Consider the following 18529-nt stretch of genomic DNA (forward strand, 5'->3'; position numbering starts at 1 on the left):
TTGACGGCGCTTAAGGTGCCAAGCCTTGCAACAGCTGCAAACGCATCTTGGGCTCAGACGTGCGTTCGTCAAGCCAAATACCAAAAAATAACCGCGCAAACACAGGGTCTTGAACCCAGCCCAAGCGCTGACCGTTGAGCCAAAACTCCACCCCTTTGCCCGGCCAATTCAAGCCGGTGATGCGGTCATTGCGATCGACATTCGGAAACAGCTGCCGCATGGCCTGAAGCCAGCTTTTTTCCTGCGCCTCGGTGAAGGTGCCCACCCGGCGCATTTCGTCGATCGACCGGCTGGCAATGGCCGCACCCTCGAGTTGGCGCAAATACTTCAGCTCGAGCGCAAACGGCTGCTGTTCAAATTTGGAAGCGCCAAAACCTGGCAAGGTCCACAGACGGGCGTCGTACACCTCGAAGCCCCACACACGCAAGCGCGCATAAGCGGTGGGCACAGCGCCTTTGAGCGCGGCTGTCTCAGGGGCCGTCACTGGCGGTGCAGCCGTGTTGGCCAGTGCACAAAGGGGTGTGAGCATGCCCAAGACGGCGCATGCCAAGATCGATGAACGGATGGACCGCAGCATGGCCTGCTCAAGCCGGTTTGCGCAATGTGAACTGGATCACATCGATGTTGGCTTCGTCAAAGGCCGCTTCGCAATAAGCCAGGTAAAACTCCCACAGGCGGATGAAGCGGTCATCGAATTTCAAGGCCTTCACTTGCTCGAGCTGAGCCATGAAACTGTCGCGCCAGCGGCGCAAAGTCTCGGCATAGTCGGGGCCGAAATTCAACTCGTCCACCACCTCCAAGCCGGCAGCGCGGGCTTGCTTGCGGAACTCGCTGGGGCTGGGCAAACAGCCTCCCGGAAAGATGTACTGCTGGATGAAATCGGTGGAATTCACGTAGCGGTCGAACAAAGCGTCATCAATCGTGATGCTCTGGATGCAGGCGTGGCCCCCGGGCTTGAGCAATCGGCTCACCGTCTGAAAGTAAGTCGGCCAATACGACTGGCCCACCGCTTCGATCATCTCGATCGAGCAGATCGCATCGAAGGGCGTGTCGCTGATGTCGCGGTAGTCCTGCAGACGCAAATCGGCTTGCGCGGCCACGCCATGCCTGTTCATGCGGTCTTGGGCATAGGCCAGCTGCTCGGTCGACAAGGTCACCCCCGTGATGTGCGCACCCAGCTCGCAAGTGGCCGCCTCGGCCAAGGCGCCCCAGCCGCAACCGATCTCCAAGACGCGGTCACCGGCCTTGACGCCGGTCATGCGCAGGGCGCGGCGCACCTTGGCTTTTTGCGCCTCGGCCATGTCCTGGCTCTTGTCACCCTCAAACAGGGCCGATGAATAGTTCATCGTGCCGTCCAGCCAGACTTGGTAGAAGGCATTGCCCAAGTCGTAATGCGCGTGGATGTTTTTGCGGCTGTTGGTTTTGTTGTTGCGGTTGAGCCAGTGCTTGACCTGGTAAACCAGCCGCCCCAGCCAGTGGCCATAAATCGCGCTTTCGATCTCGCGGCGGTTGGCGATGAACAAGCGCAGCAAATCGGCCAGCGAAGGCGTGGTCCAGTCGCCGTCCATGTAGGCCTCGGCAAAACCGATGTCGCCCGACTTGAGCACCGCAGCACACACCTCCCAGCGGCGGATGTGCAATGTGGCAAAGGGCGCTTGGTGATTGCCAAACACATGGGTCTGCCCATCGGGCCCGAACAAGGTGAGCGTGCCCACCTTCAGGCGGGACAAGAGCGCCATCACACGGCGGGCCGCAGCGGGCAAGCGGGCGCTGGCCAATGCGTGGGATGCGTTGCCACGCAAAGATGTGGCGATGGGGTCAGCGTCGTTTTTCATCGGGTCACGAACAATGAAGGCGGCGCGGGTTTGCGCCAAAAGGGCACCTTCTTGAGCCAAAGCAACAAGGCATGCCAATGGATGCGGGCGACCACGCCCAAAGTGAGCAAGGGAAAGCGCCACATGACCTGCCGCAAGGCCGCCGACGTGGCGGGCTGCAGCGAGCCGCTCCAGCTGGTGTCGATCAAGGGGCCGTCGGCGTCCGCATGCTCCACGCGGGCCACCACCTGTTCGTGGCCACCGCGCTGGGTGCGCATGAAGCGAAAGCGGTATTCGCCTTGCACATCGCAAAAGGGCGAGACGTGGAACACCTTGTCGGCCCTGAGCGTGTGGCCGTATTGCGGCGCGGGCAAGAGGTAGCAATGGCGCTCCCCAAAGGTGTTGTTGACCTCGGCCACGATGGCGGCCAAGCTGCCGTCGGGGCGGTGCGCGTACCAGAAGCTCACCGGCTTAAAAGCATGGCCCAGCACCCTCGGAAAAGTCTGCAGCCAAACTTCGCCTTGCGCATCGCGGATGCCTTCTTGCTGCAGCAGTTCATTGAGCCAGGCCAAGGCACCGCCTTCGGCCGCAGAGCGACCATCACCATGGTCCTTGTCGTGGAACGCGAACCAGGCACGGCGGTTGATCGCCAGGTCGGCGCTGGCGCCCTCGGCTTGCAAGCGGCGCATGGGCAGCATGAGGAAAGCGGTCGGGTACACAAACGCATGGCGCGCCGGGCGCATGCGGGTGTGCCGCACCTGCCCCCAGCCTATGCAGGCACCCGCCGTGCTCATGGGGTGGCGGCTTTCATTTTGGCCAGCAGCATGCGGCCCACTTGCAGGCCCGATTTGAGCCCATCTTCGTGGAAGCCATAGCCCGCCCATGCGCCTGCAAACCAGGTGTGCTGCAAGCCCTGAATCAAGGGCAGGCATTGCTGCGCCTGGATCGCCTGCATGTCAAACACCGGGTGCGCATAGTCGTACTCGCCCACGATGGTGGCCGGGTCAATGGGCTGCACGGGGTTGAGCGAGACCACCACCGGTTGCGCAAACGGAATGCGTTGCAAGCGGTTGATCAGGTAATGCAGGCACACGCGGGAAGACTCGCGTGCATCGCTCGCGGCGCGTTCGTAATTCCAGGCGGCCCAGGTCTTGGGGTTGGCCGGCAGCACCGAGGCATCGGTGTGCAAAACCGCGCGGTTGGCCTGGTAGCGGATGCTGCCGAGCACATGCTGTTCGTTGGGCGAGGGCTCGCGCAACATGGCCAGGGCCTGGTCGGTGTGGGTGGCAATCACCACCTCGTCAAAATGCTCCACACGGCCATCGGTGACGATGCGCACGCCTTGGCCATCGCGCTCGATCAGGCGCACCGGCGTGTTCAAGCGCTTGTCGGGCACCTGGGCCAAGATCTTCTCGACGTATTGACGCGCCCCGCCCACCACACTGAACCATTGCGGACGGTTCATCACCTGGATCAGGCCGTGGTTGTGGCAAAAGCGGATCATGGTCGCCACGGGGAACTGCAGCATCTGATCGGTCGGGCAGCTCCAGATGCAACCGAGCATGGGCAAGAAATACCAATCGCGAAACTGCTCGCTGAAACGGTGCGTGCTCAGGAAGTCTTGGAGCGGCTGCTCAAGCGCCTCTTCGCTTTGCTCTTGGGCGATGCGGGTGCACAGCGCATTGAAGCGGATCACATCGGACAGCATGCGCCAAAAGCGGGGGCTGAACAAATTGCCGCGCTGTGCAAACACCGTGTTGAGGTTGGTGCCGCTCCACTCGAGCGGCTGACCCTTGCGGGCGCCGGGCACCTTGACCGAGAACGACATGTCGGATGCAGCCGTTTGGATGTTCAGGTCGGTAAACAACTGGATCAGGTTGGGGTAGGTGCGCTCGTTGAACACCAAAAAACCGGTGTCCACACCGTGCGTGACCAGGCCCTGGGGCGTGGGCAGTGTGACATCCACCGTGTGGGTATGGCCACCGAAATAGTCACCTGCTTCAAACACGGTGATGTCGGCTTGGCCCTGCAAGGTGTGGGCCACGGCCAGGCCCGAAATGCCGGAGCCCACAATGGCCAGCTTCATGCGCGGAGAACTCATGGTGCAGTTTTCAGGGATTTTTCAATGGCCGAGACCAAGGATTTGCTGTCGGGTCCGGTGATGCTGCCATAGCTGTCCACCAATTTGCCGTCACGGCCGATCAGGTATTTGTAGAAATTCCAGCGCGGCTTTTGGCCGGACACGGCGATCAGCTGCTTGAAGAGGGGGGATGCGCCATCGCCGGTGACCTGGGTTTTGGTGAACATCGGAAACTTGACGCCAAAGGTGTTTTCGCAAAAGTCGGCGATCTGTTTGTTGCTGCCGGTCTCTTGCGAAAAATCGTTGGACGGGAAGCCCAGGACCGCAAAGCCCTGGTCTTTGTATTTGGCGTGCAAGGCCTCCAAGCCTTTGTATTGGGGGGTGAAACCGCAGAAGCTGGCGGTATTGACGATCAGCACGACTTTGCCGCTGTATTGGCACAGCGACTGAGGCTTTTCATCTTGCAAGCGCTCCACCGTGTGGTTGAGCAAGGCCGGGCATGTGCCCGCAGGCTGGCTGGCGGGGCCAGCGGCGTGCGAGGCCAAAGCCAGCGCATACAAACCCGCGGCGAGGGTCAACAAGGGCCAAGCATGCTTCATTTGAACTTTCCGGGGCATTGAGCGACGGACCAGTTTAATGCCCTTGAGTGTCCCTTGCTGATCCGTTGAATTAAGCGGCCAGCCAATTCCGCAAAGCCTGGGCCACCGCCGGGGCTTGCTCCATCGGCGCCATGTGGCCCGCATCGGCGAAAACCGTCAGTCGCGCCTGCGGCGCCAAGGCCTGCATGGCCTGGTGTTGGGCCAAGGGCGCCCACAGGTCTTGGTCACCACAAGCGATCAGGGTCGGCACGTTCAGGCTTTGCAGCACAGGCCGGGCATCGGGACGGGCCAGCAAGGCGGCAATCTGCGCTTCAAAAATGGCCGCCGACTTGCGCTCGAACATCGCCACGATGGCCTCGATCAAAGCCGCGTCGGACAGGCGAGCCGGGTGCACCATGCCCTGCACCCAAGCGCTGGCCATGCGGCGCACCCCTTGAGTTTGCGCGATGTGCAGCAGTTGGGCCCGCTTGTCTTTCTCGGCCTGACCCGCCTCGCCCGTGGCCAGGGGCATGTAGCCGGTGTCCAGCAAAGCGATGCGCGTGACCCGCTCAGGCGCTTGCCGGTACACCTCGAGGGCCACCCGCGCCCCCATGGAGTGGCCTGCCAAGGCAAAGCGATCGGGCGCATTGCTCAACAACTGCTGGGCCATCTGCACCAAGCTGTTGGCGCTGGCGTGGTCCACCACATGACACTCGGCGACGGGTGCGATGAAGGGGATCACCGGGGCCCACACGGACTCGTTGCACATGAGGCCAGGGACCAGGAGCAGGGCTGGTGTCATGAACGCGCGCTCAGGTCTTGCGCTTGAACAAGCGCACCGTCCACTGCCCCAGATCGTCCAGGTAGGTGAACACCACCGGAATCACCAGCAAACTGAGCACCGTGCTGGTGATCAGACCGCCGATCACGGCAATGGCCATGGGCGAGCGGAAACTCGTGTCAGCACTGCCCCAACCCATCGCGATGGGCAACATGCCCGCGCCCATGGCGATGGTGGTCATGACAATCGGACGGGCGCGCTTGTGGCACGCGTCGAGCAGCGCGTCCCAGCGGTTCATGCCAGGCACGGCCGGGTGACCATCGGTGGCGGGGCGGCCGCGCCGCGCTTCGATGGCGTACTCCACCAACAAGATCGAGTTTTTGGTGGCAATGCCCATGAGCATGATCAGGCCAATCAGCGAAGGCATGGAAAAGCTTTTTTGCGCCACCAACAAGCCCACAAAGGCACCGCCCAAAGACAAGGGCAGAGCGGCCAAGATGGTGACCGGGTGCAAAAAGCCTTTGAACAACAAAACCAGCACGATGTAGATGCACAGCACGCCGATCAGCATGGCCAGGCCAAAGCTGGCAAACAGCTCGCCCATGACTTCGGCATCGCCCACTTCGACCACACGCACACCCGGGGGCAGGCTTTGCAATGCGGGCAGTTTTTGCACCGCTGCGGTCACATCACCCAGCGGCACACCGGACAACTCGATCTCAAAGTTGATGTTGCGCTGGCGGTCGTAACGGTCGATCACGGCCGGGCCTCCGGCCACCTCGATGCTGGCCACTTGCCCCAGCATGACCGGGCCTTTGCTGCCGGGCACCGTCAGGCGCTCGAGCAACGAGAGGTCTTTGCGGGCATCGGCGTCGAGCTTGACGACGATGGGCACTTGGCGTTGCGACAGGTTGAGCTTGGGCAGAGCCGCGTCGTAGTCGCCCAGCGTGGCCACGCGCAAGGTGTCGCTGATGGCGGCGCTGGTCACGCCCAAATCGGCGGCCTTGGCAAAGTCGGGGCGCACCGCGATCTCGGGGCGCACCAGACTGGCCGTGGAAGCGATCGAGCCCAGACCGTCGATGGTGCGCAGGTCTTTTTCGACCGCCAAGGCGGTGCTTTGCAAGGCCTGGGGGTCTTCGCCGGTGAGCACCAGCACGTATTTCTCGCCCGAGCCGCCCAAGCCGACCTTGGTGCGCACACCGGGCAGCTGCTGCAACGCTGTGCGGATGTCGTTTTCAATCTGCTGCTTGCGCGGACGTTGGCCGCGCTCTGTGAGCTGAATCGTCAAAGTCGCCTTGCGCACCTCGGCCGCGCCGCCTCCGGCAAAGGGGTCGGTGCCCGCACTGCCGCCGCCGATGGTGGTGTAGACGCTTTTCACGTCATCGACCTTCATCAAAATCTGACGGGCGTGCTCGGCGCTGGCCTGGGTTTGCGCCAGTGTGGCGCCAGGGGGCAGCTCCACATAAACCTGCGTTTGCGAGTTGTCGTCTGGCGGGATGAAGCCTTTGGGCAAGAGCGGCACCAGCATGATGGAGCCGATGAAAAACAGCGTGACCATGACCATGGTCATCACCCGGTGCTTCATGCACCAGGCCACCCAAACCATGTAACGGGTCAACCACCGAGGCTCGTGCTCGGCGGTCACGATGGGCTTGAGCATGTAGGCCGCCATCATGGGCGTGAGCACCCGCGCCACCACCAGCGATGCAAACACCGCCAGCGAGGCCGTCCAACCAAACTGCTTGAAAAACTTACCGGGAATGCCCGCCATGAAAGCCGTAGGCAAAAACACGGCAATCAAAGTGAAAGTGGTGGCGATCACCGCCAAGCCAATCTCATCGGCCGCTTCCATGGCGGCTTGGTAAGGCGTCTTGCCCATGCGCAAATGGCGCACGATGTTTTCCACCTCGACGATCGCATCGTCCACCAAAATGCCGATCACCAAAGACAGCGCCAACAACGTGACCACGTTGATGGAAAAGCCCAGGTAAGCCATGCCAATGAAAGCCGGGATCACCGACAAAGGCAGCGCCACGGCCGACACAAAGGTGGCACGAAAGTCGCGCAAAAACAGCCAGACCACCAGCACGGCCAAAATGGCGCCTTCGTACAGCAGGTGCAAAGAGCCGGTGTACTCCTCTTCGACCGGGGTCACGAAGTCAAAGGCTTCGGTGATCTCGATGTCGGGGTTCTGTGCGCGAAAGTCGGCCAGCGCTTGACGCACCAAGCGGCCCACGGCCACTTCACTCTCGCCTTTGCTGCGCACCACCTCAAAACCCACCACCGGCGTGCCGTTCAGGCTGGCGGCAGAGCGTGCATCGGCCAAGGTGTCGCTCACGGTGGCGACCTGGTCCAGGCGCACACGCACGCCGCGTATGGTGGACAGCTCAATTTGGCCCACCTCTTGCGCCGTCTTGACGGTGGCCAAGGTGCGCACCGGTTGCTCGCCCACGCCCAGGTCCATGCGGCCACCGGAGCCTTCTTGCTGCACCTGTTTGAGCTGGCGCGAAACCTCAGAGGCGGTGATGCCCAGCGACTGCAAGCGGTTCACATCGAGCGCGATGCGCACTTCGCGCGTGACCCCGCCCACTCGGTTGACCGCGCCCACACCGCGCAGCGACAAGAGCTTGCGCGTGATGTCGTTGTCCACCAGCCAAGACAAGGCTTCATCGTCCATGCGGCTTGAGCGCACGGTGTAGGCCAGCACGGGCGTGCCAGCCAGGTTGATTTTTTGCACGATGGGGTCGCGCAGGTCGCTGGGCAAATCGGCCCGCACACCCTGAACGGCCGAGCGCACATCGTCCACCGCTTCTTGCACCGGCTTTTCCATGCGGAATTCAGCCGTGATGCTGACCGCGCCGTCTTGCACTTTGGTGGTGATGTGCTTGAGCCCTTGCAAAGGGGCCAGCGCGTTTTCGAGTTTGCGCGCCACATCGCTTTCGAGTTGCGAGGGCGCTGCGCCCGGCAAGCTGGCGTTGACCGTGATGGTGGGCAAATCCAGATCGGGGAAGTTCTGGACTTTCATCGAACCAAACGCAATGAAGCCGGCCACCGACAGCAGCACAAACAACATGACGGCCGGAATCGGGTTGCGGATCGACCAAGAGGAGACGTTGAGCATGACGTCCCCTTACTTGGCTGCAGCGTCAACCACGCGCACCGTGTCGCCGTGGTTGAGGAAAGCCCCACCACTGACCACCACGCGTGCATCGGGCTTCAAGCCGCTGAGCACCTCCAAGCGGTCGCCACTGAGGCGTCCGGTCTGCACCTTCACTTGGGTGACCTTCTGATCCGCACCCACGGTGTAGATGTAGCTGAAACCATCGCGCACCACCACCGCGCTTTGCGCCACCGTGATGGCCTGGCTTTGGCCCAAGGTGATCTCGCCTTTGGCGTACATGCCGGCGCGGGCGCTGCCGGTGGCTGCAGGCAAGTCCACATAAACCAAAGCATTGCGCGTTTGCATGTCCACCGAGGGCGCGACCATGCGCACCTTGCCGCTCAAGACCTGGCCGCTGGCGGCGGTCACTTGCACCGGCGCCCCCACCTGAATGCGGCCCACGTCGGCGGCGGTGACTTCAGCGCGCCACTCCAGGCGGCCCTGACGGATCAACCGGAACAACTCGGTGCCCGCGCCCACCACGCTGCCCACCGTGGCCAGGCGCGCAGAAATCACGCCCGCGTCAGAGGCCTTGACCTCGGTCTGCGACAAACGCACCCCTTGCAACTGCACCAGCGCACGCGCCGACTGCACACGGGCCAAGGCCGAAGCTTCTGCGGCCAGCGCTTGGCTCAGCTGCGCCGCGCTGAAAAAGCCTTGTTGTTGCAAGGCCCGCGCACGGTCGGCCTGCGCCTTGGCCTCTTGCGCACTGGCCATGGCTTCGGCCAAAGTGCCTTCGGCCTGAGCCTGCTCGGCGCGCAAGGTGTCGGACTGCAAGGTGGCCAGCACCTGACCGCGCTGCACACGGTCGCCCACATTGACGCGGACATCGGTGATCTTCAAGCCATTGGCCTCGGCCCCGATGATGGCCTCTTGCCAAGCGGCCAGCGAGCCGTTGGCGCTGATTTTTTGCGCCCAATCGGCCTTGACGGGCAAAGCGGTGGTGACGGTCAAGCTGGGTTTGGCTGCAGGCGTCGTCTTTTCTTGGGCCGCGCCAAGGGGCAAGGCCATCGCCATGGCCATGGCCAGACAGGCCAGCGTTGTTTGGGTGGTTTTCATGGTGTGATCCCTGCTTGAAAATGGCTGGAGTTTACCGAGCCAAGACGGTTCTTGAGAGCACACGGCGTGTAAGGATCCAAGGCTCGCGCTGAGGTGATCCCACTGTCGAATGGGCTCACAACAAAGGGCCGCCCATCACCCCGCGCCAAAGCACCAACACCGCCTCGCGCTCTGGGGTCAATGTGTGCAAAGGCACGTCCGTGGGGTCTTCGTTCAGGCGTGCACGGTGCTGCACCTTGCGCATCTCTCGGTAGGCATTGGCCGCCGCCTGGCCCACGCCCATGGGCAACAAGCCCACGACTTCTGCGCGAATGAGCAAGGCGATGTTGCCCACGTTATCGGCCAGTTCCGGGTGGCGAACAGTGTGCAGCAGCACCAAGCACTGAACGACAAACTCCACATCGACCATGCCCCCTGGGCTGTGCTTGACATCGAAGCGATCGGCTTTGACCACATGGGCCTGGCGTACGCGGTCGCGCATGGCCACGATCTCGGCTTTGAGACTGATTGGATCGCGTTGTGCGCTGATGACCGCGTGGCGCACGGCATCAAATCGGGGCGCCAAAGACGGCAGGCCCAGGACAAAACGCGCGCGCGTCATGGCCTGATGTTCCCAAGTCCAGGCGGTGTTGCTGCCGCGTTGCTGCTGGTAATCGGCAAAGGCCTCAAAGCGCGTGACCAGCAAGCCCGCATTGCCGTTGGGGCGCAAAGCGGTGTCGATCTCGTACAGGTCACCTTCGCCGGTTTTCACGGTCATCCAACTGATGAGCTTGCGCACGAAAGCGGCGTAGATTTCTTGTGCGCGTTCGTCTTCGTCGTCGTACACGAACACGATGTCCAAGTCACTGCCGTAACCCAGTTCTTTGCCACCCAACTTGCCGTAAGCAATGATGGCAATCGCCGGTTCTGGCCGGTGTTTTTGCTTCAAACGGCCCCAACACCAGCGGGCCGTCACACGCAAGACCGCATCGGCCAAAGAGCTCAAATCGTCGGCCACCTCTTCCACGGTGAGCACGCCTTCGGCGTCACGCGCCAAAGTGCGGAACTGCTCGGCATGGTGCGCACGGCGCAAGAGGTTCAGCAGGCTCTCTTCATCGTCTTCACCGGTGCGCTTCAAGGCCGCCAAGCGAGCTTCCAGCTCGGCCTCAAACTCGGCCGCATCAAAGCGGGTGGTGAACAGGCTGCCGCCCGCCAGCTCATCGATCACGCCCGGGTGCTGCAAGAGGTAGCGCGCTGGCCAACGCGCCGCACCCAACAGGCGCAGCAAGCGTTCGTGCACCGAGGGGCGCTCAAGCATGAGGGCCAAATAACTTTCCCGGCGCAGCAAAGGCTCCAGCCAATCGACCATGCGCAGCACGGCGTCTTCACTCACGCGACCTTCGTCAAGCCATTGCGCGGTGCGTTGCAACAGGCGCATCAAGCGGCCACGCGCGTCGTCGCGCAAGGCTTGCACACGCGGGTTGCCTGGCCACTGCGCCAATCGCTCACGCACCGCCCCCTTGAAAACACCGAGCACCCCTTCGAGCTCGGGCGCTTCGCGGGTGCCGTTCTTGCCGTTGCAACCTTTGCACTCCCGGTCACCACCGAGCAAGGTGTCGAACTCTTGCGCCACCATTTCGCGGTGGGCATCCAGCGCGGTCAGAAAACTGCAAGTGCTGGCATGGCCCATGGTCTGCGCAATCCAAGCCAGGTCGTCGTCGCGCGTGGGCAGCACATGGGTTTGCTGGTCGTCCAGATACTGGATGCGGTGCTCCACCTGGCGCAAAAACACATAGGCCGCACTGAGCGCATCGGCCGTGGCCTGCGGCATGAGTCCGGCTTTGGCCACGCGTTGCAAGGCGTCCAGCGTGGGCCGCGTGCGCAGCTCCGGAAACTGCCCGCCGCGCACCACCTGCAAAAGCTGCACGGTGAACTCGATCTCTCGGATGCCGCCACGCGAGAGCTTGACGTCGTTGGCCCGCTCGGGGTGCCCCGCGCTGCGCTTGGCGGCGTGGTCGCGGATTTGCTGGTGCAAGACCCGCAGCGACTCGAACACGTTGTAGTCGAGGTAGCGGCGAAACACAAAGGGCAGCACCACACCGCGCAATTTGTGGGCAGAGCCGTTGGTGACTGCGCTGCGCGGTGCCACAACACGGCTTTTCATCCAGGCAAAGCGCTCCCACTCGCGGCCCTGTACTTGGAAATACTCCTCCAGCGCCCCCAAGGACACGACGCTCGGACCGGAGTTGCCATTGGGCCTGAGCGCCAGGTCCACCCGAAACACAAAGCCATGCTCGGTCGTATCGCCGATCAGCGCATACACCCGCTTGACCAGACGGGAGAAGTACTCCTGGGCAGAAATCTTGTTGCGGCCTTCGGCATTGCCGGCCGTTTCGCCGTCTTCGTCGTAGACGTAAATCAGGTCGATGTCGCTGGAGACATTGAGCTCGCGCGCACCGAGCTTGCCCATGCCCACCACCCACAGCTCTGAGCGCTGGCCGCTGGCCGACAGAGGCGCGCCGTGGACCGCGTCCAGATCGGCTTGCACTTGGCGTGTGGCCGCGTCCAGGCAGATCTCGGCCAGCCAGGTCATGCCTTGGGTGATGGTTTGCAAGGGGGCTTGCTGTGCCGTGTCAAGCTGGGCCAAACGCTCCAGCGTCAACTGTCGCAGCACCCGCAGGGCCGCACCGGTGTCCAGCCCCTTGGCCACCAAGGCCGTCAGGGCTTCGCTCAGGCTTTGACGGGTGGGCTCGCCCGGCGGCAAAAGGGGCAGCCAGTCGGCATAACGGCGCTGCAGGCGCTGCACGAAACGGGAATAAGCCGCCACCTCAGGGAAAGCCTGTCCGTTTGGGGTCTGAGCGGGCGTCAAGGGCTCACCGCGGGTCATAATTCCTGCCAACTTTCTGATTCCACCGTTTGTGCTGTCGATCCCCCAACACCCCCGCCTGAGCCTTTGGCTCAACCACGCCATTCACGGCCTGAGCTGGGCGCTTTTGGTGCTGGGTTTGTTGCTGGGTTTGGCTTGGGGCGTCCTGCATTTGTGGATTGTGCCGCGAATCGCCGAGTACCGTCCCGCTGTGGAACGCTTGGCCCAGCAAACCATGGGGGTGCCTGTGCGCATCGGCGCTTTGTCGGCGCAATCGACCGGCTGGGCGCCTTCGTTTGAGCTGCGCCAGATCGAGTTGCTCGATGCCCAAGGACGCCCAGGCTTGAGCCTGCCACGGGTGGTCGTGGCCATCAGCGTGCGCTCGGTGTTGCGTCTGCGATTGGAGCAACTGGTGCTGGACAGCCCAGAGCTGGACATCCGACTGACCGCAGACGGTCATTGGCAAATTGCCGGGCTGGAATTACCCTCCAACGGCAAGGGTGACAGCGCCGGCGCCGACTGGCTTTTTTCGCAAAGCGAAGTGGTCATCCGCGGTGGCACCGTGCGTTGGACCAACGAACGATCGCACCTGCCACTGCAAGCCATCACTCGGGCATTGCCCTCGGCCAAGCCCTTGCAGACCGCACCCGAAACGCTTTCTCTGCGCGACGTGGACTTGGTGCTGCGCAACACCACCCGCGACCACGACATCCGGCTGGACGCGACCCCGCCGGGCAGCTGGGGCTCGCGCTTTGTGACCGTGGGCCGCTTCAAAAGAGGATTGTTGTCCACCCACGCGGCCCAGTTCTCCGACTGGTCGGGACAGATGTACGCCTACTTCCCGCAGGTGGATGTCTCGCAACTGCGCCGGCATGTGCCACTGGGTGCCGACATCGCCTCGGGTCAAGGTGCATTGCGCTTTTGGAGCGACTTTGAAAAAGGCCAATGGACAGGCGGGGCCGTTGACACCGATTTACACCAACTGAACATCCGCTTTGACCCCGAGCACGCACCCCTGGCTTTTGAAAGCATCACCGGCCGCCTGAGCGCCAAAGTCCTCCCCCAGCAACTCGATGTCGCCGTGCGCGACTTGTCGTTTGTCAGCACCGAGGGTCTGCGTTGGCCTAGCGGCAACCTGCGCTTGAGCTACACCCACGAACAGGTGCAAGCGCGCAAACCTGCACAAGGCCAATTGCAAGCCGACCATCTGGATTTGCAAGCGCTGCGGGATGTGTCTTTGCGCTTGCCTTTGCCACAAGAGCTGCACCAGCAACTGCAGGCCATGGCCGTGACCGGTCAAGTCGAGGCCTTGGCGGTCAAATGGACAGGCCCCTGGGACAAGCCGCAAAGCTACGACGTGCAAACCCAAGTGCAAAACCTGAACCTACCGGCACAAGCTCATCAATGGCCGGGCCTGGCGGGCGCCAAAGTTCAGCTCAAGATGAACGCCAACGGTGGCGATGTGCAAGTGGACATGGGCGAGGGCGGAGCCATCACACTGCCCGAACGGCTGGAAGAAGCCACGGTGCCCGTCCAGCAATTGCATGCCCAGGCACGCTGGCAGCGCAAAGACGGCCTGTGGGATGTGCCGCAATGGTCGCTGCAACTGAAAAACGCCGACCTGCAAGGTCAAGCACAAGGCCAATGGCACGCCACAGCACAGGGCCCCGGGGTGCTGGACTTGCAAGGCACGATCAGCCAAGCCGATGCCGCCCGAGTTCACCGCTACCTGCCCAGCTCGCTGCCCGCCTCGGTGCGGCAATACGTGCGCGATGCGGTGGTCAAAGGCCGCTATTCAGATGTGCAAATCAAGATCAAAGGTCCACTGGACCGCTTGCCCTTTGCCAACCCCAAAGACGGCGAGTTCCGCTTTGCAGGGCGCCTGAGCGATGTCGAGTTCGACTATGTGCCCTCGGCGCTCATGCCCCGAGGCAGCCTGCCTTGGCCGCGGCTGCTGGGCCTGAACGGACAACTGGTGTTTGACCGCTTGGGACTGAAACTGAGCGATGGCACGGCGCGCACGGGCGACGCCAAAACCGGGCTGGTGCTCAGCGGCATCCAAGCCCAAATTCCGAACATGGCCGCGCAGGCCACGCTCGAGGTGTCGGCCGACAACAAGGGCTCGGCCGCACAAGTGCTGGGACTGGTGCAAAAGTCACCCCTCGACAAACTGCTGGGCTCGGCTTTGCGCGATGCGCAAGCCACGGGCCAGGTGCAAACGCGTTTCAAGCTCACCATCCCCTTGTTGGCCACACAAAACACCAAGGTGCAAGGCGCCGTGGTACTGGGGGGCAATGACTTGCGGCTGATCCCGGCCCTGCCGGTGTTTGAAAAAGCGCAGGGCACGGTTCAGTTCAGCGAGTCGGGCTTCAGCCTGAGCGGCGTGCAAGCCCGTTTGCTGGGCGGCCCCTTGCGGCTGGAGGGCGGCATGCGCACCAGTGCCAGTGCCAACACCAACGAGCCCGCCATACAACTGCGGGCGCAAGGCGAAGTCAGCGCCGAAGGCCTGAGCAAAGCCCGAGAGTTCCAGCCCTTGGACATGCTGGCCAAACAGATGAGCGGCAGCACCGCTTACACCGCCAACTTGGCTTGGCGACAAGGTCAGCCCGAGCTGAGCATCCAAAGCCAACTCGAAGGCTTGGCCCTGAAACTGCCAGCGCCCTTGGTCAAAGCGGCCAGCACCGTCATGCCGCTGAGCATCCGCAGCCGCGTGCAAGGCACGGGCGACCATCTTCAGGACAACTTGCAGGTCGATCTTGGGCGCATCGCCTCAGTGCACTATGTGCGTGAGCTGTCTGCACGCACGCCCCGTGTGCTGCGAGGCACCATGGCACTGGGCCACAACAACCTGCCACCCATGCCCGACAGCGGTGTTTTTGCATCCGTGACACTGGACCAGTTTTCAGTGGACGATTGGCAAGCCTTGTGGAACAGCCACCAAACCGGAGACATCGCATCGACCGACCAGGCCACCGTGCTCGGTTACCTGCCGACACGCATGGGGCTGCAAGCGAACACCTTCACCGCCGAAGGCCGCACCTTGCACCAGGTGGTGGCCGGAGGCTCGCGCGAAGGCCTGAGCTGGCGCGCCAATGTGGACGCCCGCGAACTCAGCGGCCAAGTGGCGTTTCGCCCATCCGGCGGCGACCAGCCGGGCCTGCTGTATGCCCGCCTGGCACGGCTGAACCTGCCGCCTTCGACGGCGGCCGATGTCGAAAGCCTGCTCGAAACAACCCCCGCCAACCTGCCGGCCCTGGACATCGTGATCGAACAGTTGGAGCTGCGTGATAAAAAACTCGGTCGCGTGGAAATAGAAGCGGTCAACAGCGAACCAGCGCAAAACGCCAGCCCATCTGGGCGCGAGTGGCAACTGAGCAAATTCAACATCACCACGCCCGAAGGCGCCCTGCGCAGCACGGGACGCTGGTTGACCGCCAGCCAAGGCAGCAAGGTGCGCAAAACCGAGATGAGCTTTCGCATGACGGTTCATGACGCGGGTGGCTTGCTCACACGGCTGGGCACCCCCGGCGCCTTGCGCGGCGGCAGTGGCCAACTGGAGGGCACCATCGGCTGGAACGGCTCGCCGCTGGCGCTGCACTACCCGAGCATGAAGGGCCAACTCGACCTGAAGATGGGCCGGGGGCAATTCCTCAAGGCCGACCCCGGCGCCGCCAAACTGCTGGGCGTGTTGAGTTTGCAAGCCCTGCCGCGGCGCTTGTTGCTGGATTTCCGAGATGTTTTTTACGAAGGCTTTGCTTTCGACTCGGTGGCAGGCCATGTCAACATCGAGCGAGGTATCGCCACCACACACAACCTGCAAATCAAAGGTGTCAGCGCCGTGGTCCAGCTGGAAGGCTCGGCCGACATCGCCCAGGAAACCCAAAAATTACGCGTGGTGATCCTGCCCGAGCTGGACACCGGGACGGCCTCGCTGGTGGCGGGTATTGCGGTCAATCCCTTGGTGGGCTTGAGCACCTTCTTGGCCCAGTTGTTTTTACAAACCTCGATCACGCAAGCCAACACCCAAGAGTTCATCATCGACGGAAGTTGGGCAGCGCCCCGCGTGACGCACGTGAACCACGACACCGATAAATCGGCACCATCGACACCCAAACCATGAACGCTCAAGGCATCAAGCGCATTGCTCACGCTGTGCAAAGCTGGCGCAGCCGCTGGGGCGCAGGCGACGAGGGCCAGCCCAAAGTCTCGGGGCGGCGCTCCTTGTGGGCAGCCCTCATGGCACTGGTGGTGGCGGTGCTGGTCACCTTGGTGTGGCTGGCGGGCCGCTATGAAATCAGCCAGCTGCAAGCCGAGCTCGAGCGCGACAGCGCCGATGCGGTCAGCGACATCCGCAGCGGCCTCTCGCAGGATGTGCAAGCCCTGCAAGCCCTGCAGGCCCAACACGCGACGATCAGCAGCTGGTCGGTCGAAGCCATGGCCTTGCTGCGCGACAACCGGGACTGGATGCGCCTGGAGTGGCGCGACGCGCAGATGAACAGCTTGGCTTTTGTGGACTCCCCGCTGCGCACGCCGGTGTTTGAACGCACACCACGCGCCGACACGCTGGGCGAAGCCACCCAGGCCTGCCAACGTGCACGCCGCATCAATGGCCCGTCTTATTCCGCCAGTTATTACCTGCCCCTGCCCGATGGCCTGGGCATGGAGGTCATGGAGCTGTGCCTGCCCCAGACGCTGTCGGGCGAACTGGTGGGCTACACCCTCGTCACCTATGGCTTGCAACCGCTTTTGATCGAGCGCCTGGGCAACACCTTTGGCCGGCGCAACGAGGTGTCCTTCATCGAAGCCGATGGCACACGCCTGGCCATCTCGGGCATGCAGCGAAGAGGCTTGCGCCTGTTCACCACCCAGCAGCTGGTGGACCTGCCGGGCAACACGCTGGTGCTGCGCATGGACAGCCGACGCGGTGAGCCCAACCTGTTTCCGAATGTGCTAACGGCCTTGGTGACGGCCATGTCGATGGCGCTGATCACGGTGATGGTCTTGCTGGTCAAAGACTCGCGCAGGCGCTTGAAGGCCGAGCGCGATTTGGCCGATGCATTGGCTTTTCGCAAAGCCATGGAAGACTCGCTGTTCACCGGTTTGCGGGCCCGCGATCTGCAAGGGCGCATCACCTATGTGAACCCGGCGTTTTGCGACATGGTGGGCTTGCCCGCCAGCGCCTTGATTGGGCGCAACGCCCCCATGCCCTACTGGCCCCCTGAGATGGTGGACGAGTACAGTCAGCGCCAGGCCATCCGGCTGGCTGGCAATGCACCACCGCGCGAAGGCTTCGAGTCGGTGTTCATGCGCCAAGATGGCACACGCTTTCCGGTGCTGATCATCGAAGCGCCACTGATCAACACGCGTGGCGTGCAGACCGGCTGGATGGGAGCGATGATCGACATCAGCGAGCAACGCCGCGTGGAGGAAATGTCCCGCGCCAGCCAGGAGCGTTTGCAGGCCACCGCGCGTTTGGCCACCGTGGGCGAGATGGCCTCTTTGCTCAGCCACGAACTGAACCAACCACTGGCGGCCATTGCCAGCTACGCCAACGGCTCGCTCAACCTGCTCAAAGACCCGGGCTCGCTGGCGCAATCGCAAGAAGACGTGCTCATGGCTTTGCGCCGCATTGCCGAGCAAGCGGGACGCGCCGGGCGCGTGATCAACAGCGTGCACGACTTTGTGCGCCGCCGCGACCAGACGCGCGAGCCGGTCGCGCCGCATGCGCTGTTTGAGGCCATCTTGCCGCTGGTCAACTTGCAAGCGCGCAAGCTGCAAGTGCGGGTGCTCACGCGCATCGAGCCGCGCTTGCCCGCCGTGCTGTGCGACCGCACCATGGTCGAGCAGGTGCTGCTGAACTTGGCACGCAACGGCATGCAAGCCATGGACACGCCCGACTGCCGCGACCGCGTGTTGGTGCTGCAAGCCAAGCGGGCGGCATCGAACGCCGAACAAGCTTGGGTGGAGTTGGCCGTGACCGATGTGGGCACAGGCATCGCGGCCGAGGTGGCCGACCAGCTGTTCACCCCGTTTTTCACCACCAAGGCCGAGGGCATGGGCCTGGGCTTGAGCCTGTGCCGCACCGTGGTCGAACAACATGGCGGCCATCTGGAGTTCGAGGCACAAGCGCCCAAAGGCACGGTGTTTCGCTTCACCTTGCCGGCCGCACCCGGCGATCTGCCACCCTCCGCAGGCAAAGCCTAAAATTTGGC

11 protein-coding genes are annotated in these 18529 nt (G+C 62.9%); 2 read left to right on the forward strand and 9 right to left on the reverse strand.

What is annotated here, in order from left to right:
- Positions 1 to 10 precede the first annotated feature (10 nt).
- From QLQ16_RS04085 to glnE, 9 genes are all read right to left on the reverse strand, one after another.
- Entirely contained in the window at positions 11 to 577 is a 567-nt protein-coding gene (locus QLQ16_RS04085) for a chalcone isomerase family protein (RefSeq protein ID WP_283223408.1), read from the reverse strand.
- Positions 578 to 584: 7 nt separating this feature from the next.
- Positions 585 to 1835, reverse strand: coding sequence for an SAM-dependent methyltransferase (locus QLQ16_RS04090; protein WP_283223409.1), 1251 nt, complete (start codon positions 1833 to 1835; stop codon positions 585 to 587).
- A complete protein-coding gene (locus QLQ16_RS04095; protein ID WP_283223410.1) occupies positions 1832 to 2608 on the reverse strand; it encodes a DUF1365 domain-containing protein in 777 nt (258 codons plus the stop codon). Before QLQ16_RS04095 ends, QLQ16_RS04090 begins: the two co-directional genes overlap by 4 nt.
- Positions 2605 to 3900 (reverse strand): NAD(P)/FAD-dependent oxidoreductase, encoded by a 1296-nt coding sequence (locus tag QLQ16_RS04100; protein WP_283223498.1) that lies wholly within the window; start codon positions 3898 to 3900, stop codon positions 2605 to 2607. Before QLQ16_RS04100 ends, QLQ16_RS04095 begins: the two co-directional genes overlap by 4 nt.
- Before the next feature lie 11 nt (positions 3901 to 3911).
- On the reverse strand, positions 3912 to 4493 hold the full coding sequence (locus tag QLQ16_RS04105) for a glutathione peroxidase (protein WP_431310372.1): 582 nt from the start codon (positions 4491 to 4493) through the stop codon (positions 3912 to 3914).
- Positions 4494 to 4563: 70 nt separating this feature from the next.
- The gene (locus QLQ16_RS04110) at positions 4564 to 5274 is read right to left on the reverse strand and encodes an alpha/beta fold hydrolase (RefSeq protein ID WP_431310373.1); all 711 of its coding nucleotides are present in this window, start codon (positions 5272 to 5274) and stop codon (positions 4564 to 4566) included.
- A 10-nt stretch (positions 5275 to 5284) separates the two neighbouring features.
- On the reverse strand, positions 5285 to 8374 hold the full coding sequence (locus QLQ16_RS04115; protein WP_283223413.1) for an efflux RND transporter permease subunit: 3090 nt from the start codon (positions 8372 to 8374) through the stop codon (positions 5285 to 5287).
- Between the two features lie 9 nt (positions 8375 to 8383).
- Complete coding sequence (locus QLQ16_RS04120; protein WP_283223414.1) at positions 8384 to 9472, reverse strand: efflux RND transporter periplasmic adaptor subunit; 1089 nt, start codon at positions 9470 to 9472, stop codon at positions 8384 to 8386.
- A 115-nt stretch (positions 9473 to 9587) separates the two neighbouring features.
- Entirely contained in the window at positions 9588 to 12338 is a 2751-nt protein-coding gene (glnE, locus tag QLQ16_RS04125) for a bifunctional [glutamate--ammonia ligase]-adenylyl-L-tyrosine phosphorylase/[glutamate--ammonia-ligase] adenylyltransferase (RefSeq protein WP_283223415.1), read from the reverse strand.
- 31 nt (positions 12339 to 12369) lie between these two features.
- Here glnE and QLQ16_RS04130 point away from each other — a divergent pair, with 31 nt between their 5' ends.
- Both QLQ16_RS04130 and QLQ16_RS04135 read left to right on the forward strand, forming a co-directional pair.
- Positions 12370 to 16437, forward strand: a complete 4068-nt coding sequence (locus QLQ16_RS04130; protein ID WP_283223416.1) for a YhdP family protein — start codon at positions 12370 to 12372, stop codon at positions 16435 to 16437.
- A complete protein-coding gene (locus tag QLQ16_RS04135; protein ID WP_431310374.1) occupies positions 16434 to 18521 on the forward strand; it encodes a sensor histidine kinase in 2088 nt (695 codons plus the stop codon). The genes QLQ16_RS04130 and QLQ16_RS04135 overlap by 4 nt, the downstream gene beginning before the upstream one ends.
- Positions 18522 to 18529 lie beyond the last annotated feature (8 nt).

This window comes from Limnohabitans lacus (genome assembly GCF_030053395.1).
Taxonomy (GTDB): Bacteria; Pseudomonadota; Gammaproteobacteria; order Burkholderiales; family Burkholderiaceae_C; genus Limnohabitans_A; species Limnohabitans_A lacus.

Excerpts from the sequence above, each read along its gene's own strand:
- QLQ16_RS04135 (WP_431310374.1), top strand. The coding sequence starts at position 16,434 with ATGAACGCTCAAGGCATCAAGCGCATTGCTCACGCTGTGCAAAGCTGG.
- QLQ16_RS04095 (WP_283223410.1), bottom strand. The coding sequence starts at position 2,608 with ATGAGCACGGCGGGTGCCTGCATAGGCTGGGGGCAGGTGCGGCACACC.
- QLQ16_RS04110 (WP_431310373.1), bottom strand. The coding sequence starts at position 5,274 with ATGACACCAGCCCTGCTCCTGGTCCCTGGCCTCATGTGCAACGAGTCC.
- glnE (WP_283223415.1), bottom strand. The coding sequence starts at position 12,338 with ATGACCCGCGGTGAGCCCTTGACGCCCGCTCAGACCCCAAACGGACAG.
- QLQ16_RS04085 (WP_283223408.1), bottom strand. The coding sequence starts at position 577 with ATGCTGCGGTCCATCCGTTCATCGATCTTGGCATGCGCCGTCTTGGGC.
- QLQ16_RS04120 (WP_283223414.1), bottom strand. The coding sequence starts at position 9,472 with ATGAAAACCACCCAAACAACGCTGGCCTGTCTGGCCATGGCCATGGCG.
- QLQ16_RS04105 (WP_431310372.1), bottom strand. The coding sequence starts at position 4,493 with ATGAAGCATGCTTGGCCCTTGTTGACCCTCGCCGCGGGTTTGTATGCG.
- QLQ16_RS04100 (WP_283223498.1), bottom strand. The coding sequence starts at position 3,900 with ATGAAGCTGGCCATTGTGGGCTCCGGCATTTCGGGCCTGGCCGTGGCC.
- QLQ16_RS04090 (WP_283223409.1), bottom strand. The coding sequence starts at position 1,835 with ATGAAAAACGACGCTGACCCCATCGCCACATCTTTGCGTGGCAACGCA.
- QLQ16_RS04115 (WP_283223413.1), bottom strand. The coding sequence starts at position 8,374 with ATGCTCAACGTCTCCTCTTGGTCGATCCGCAACCCGATTCCGGCCGTC.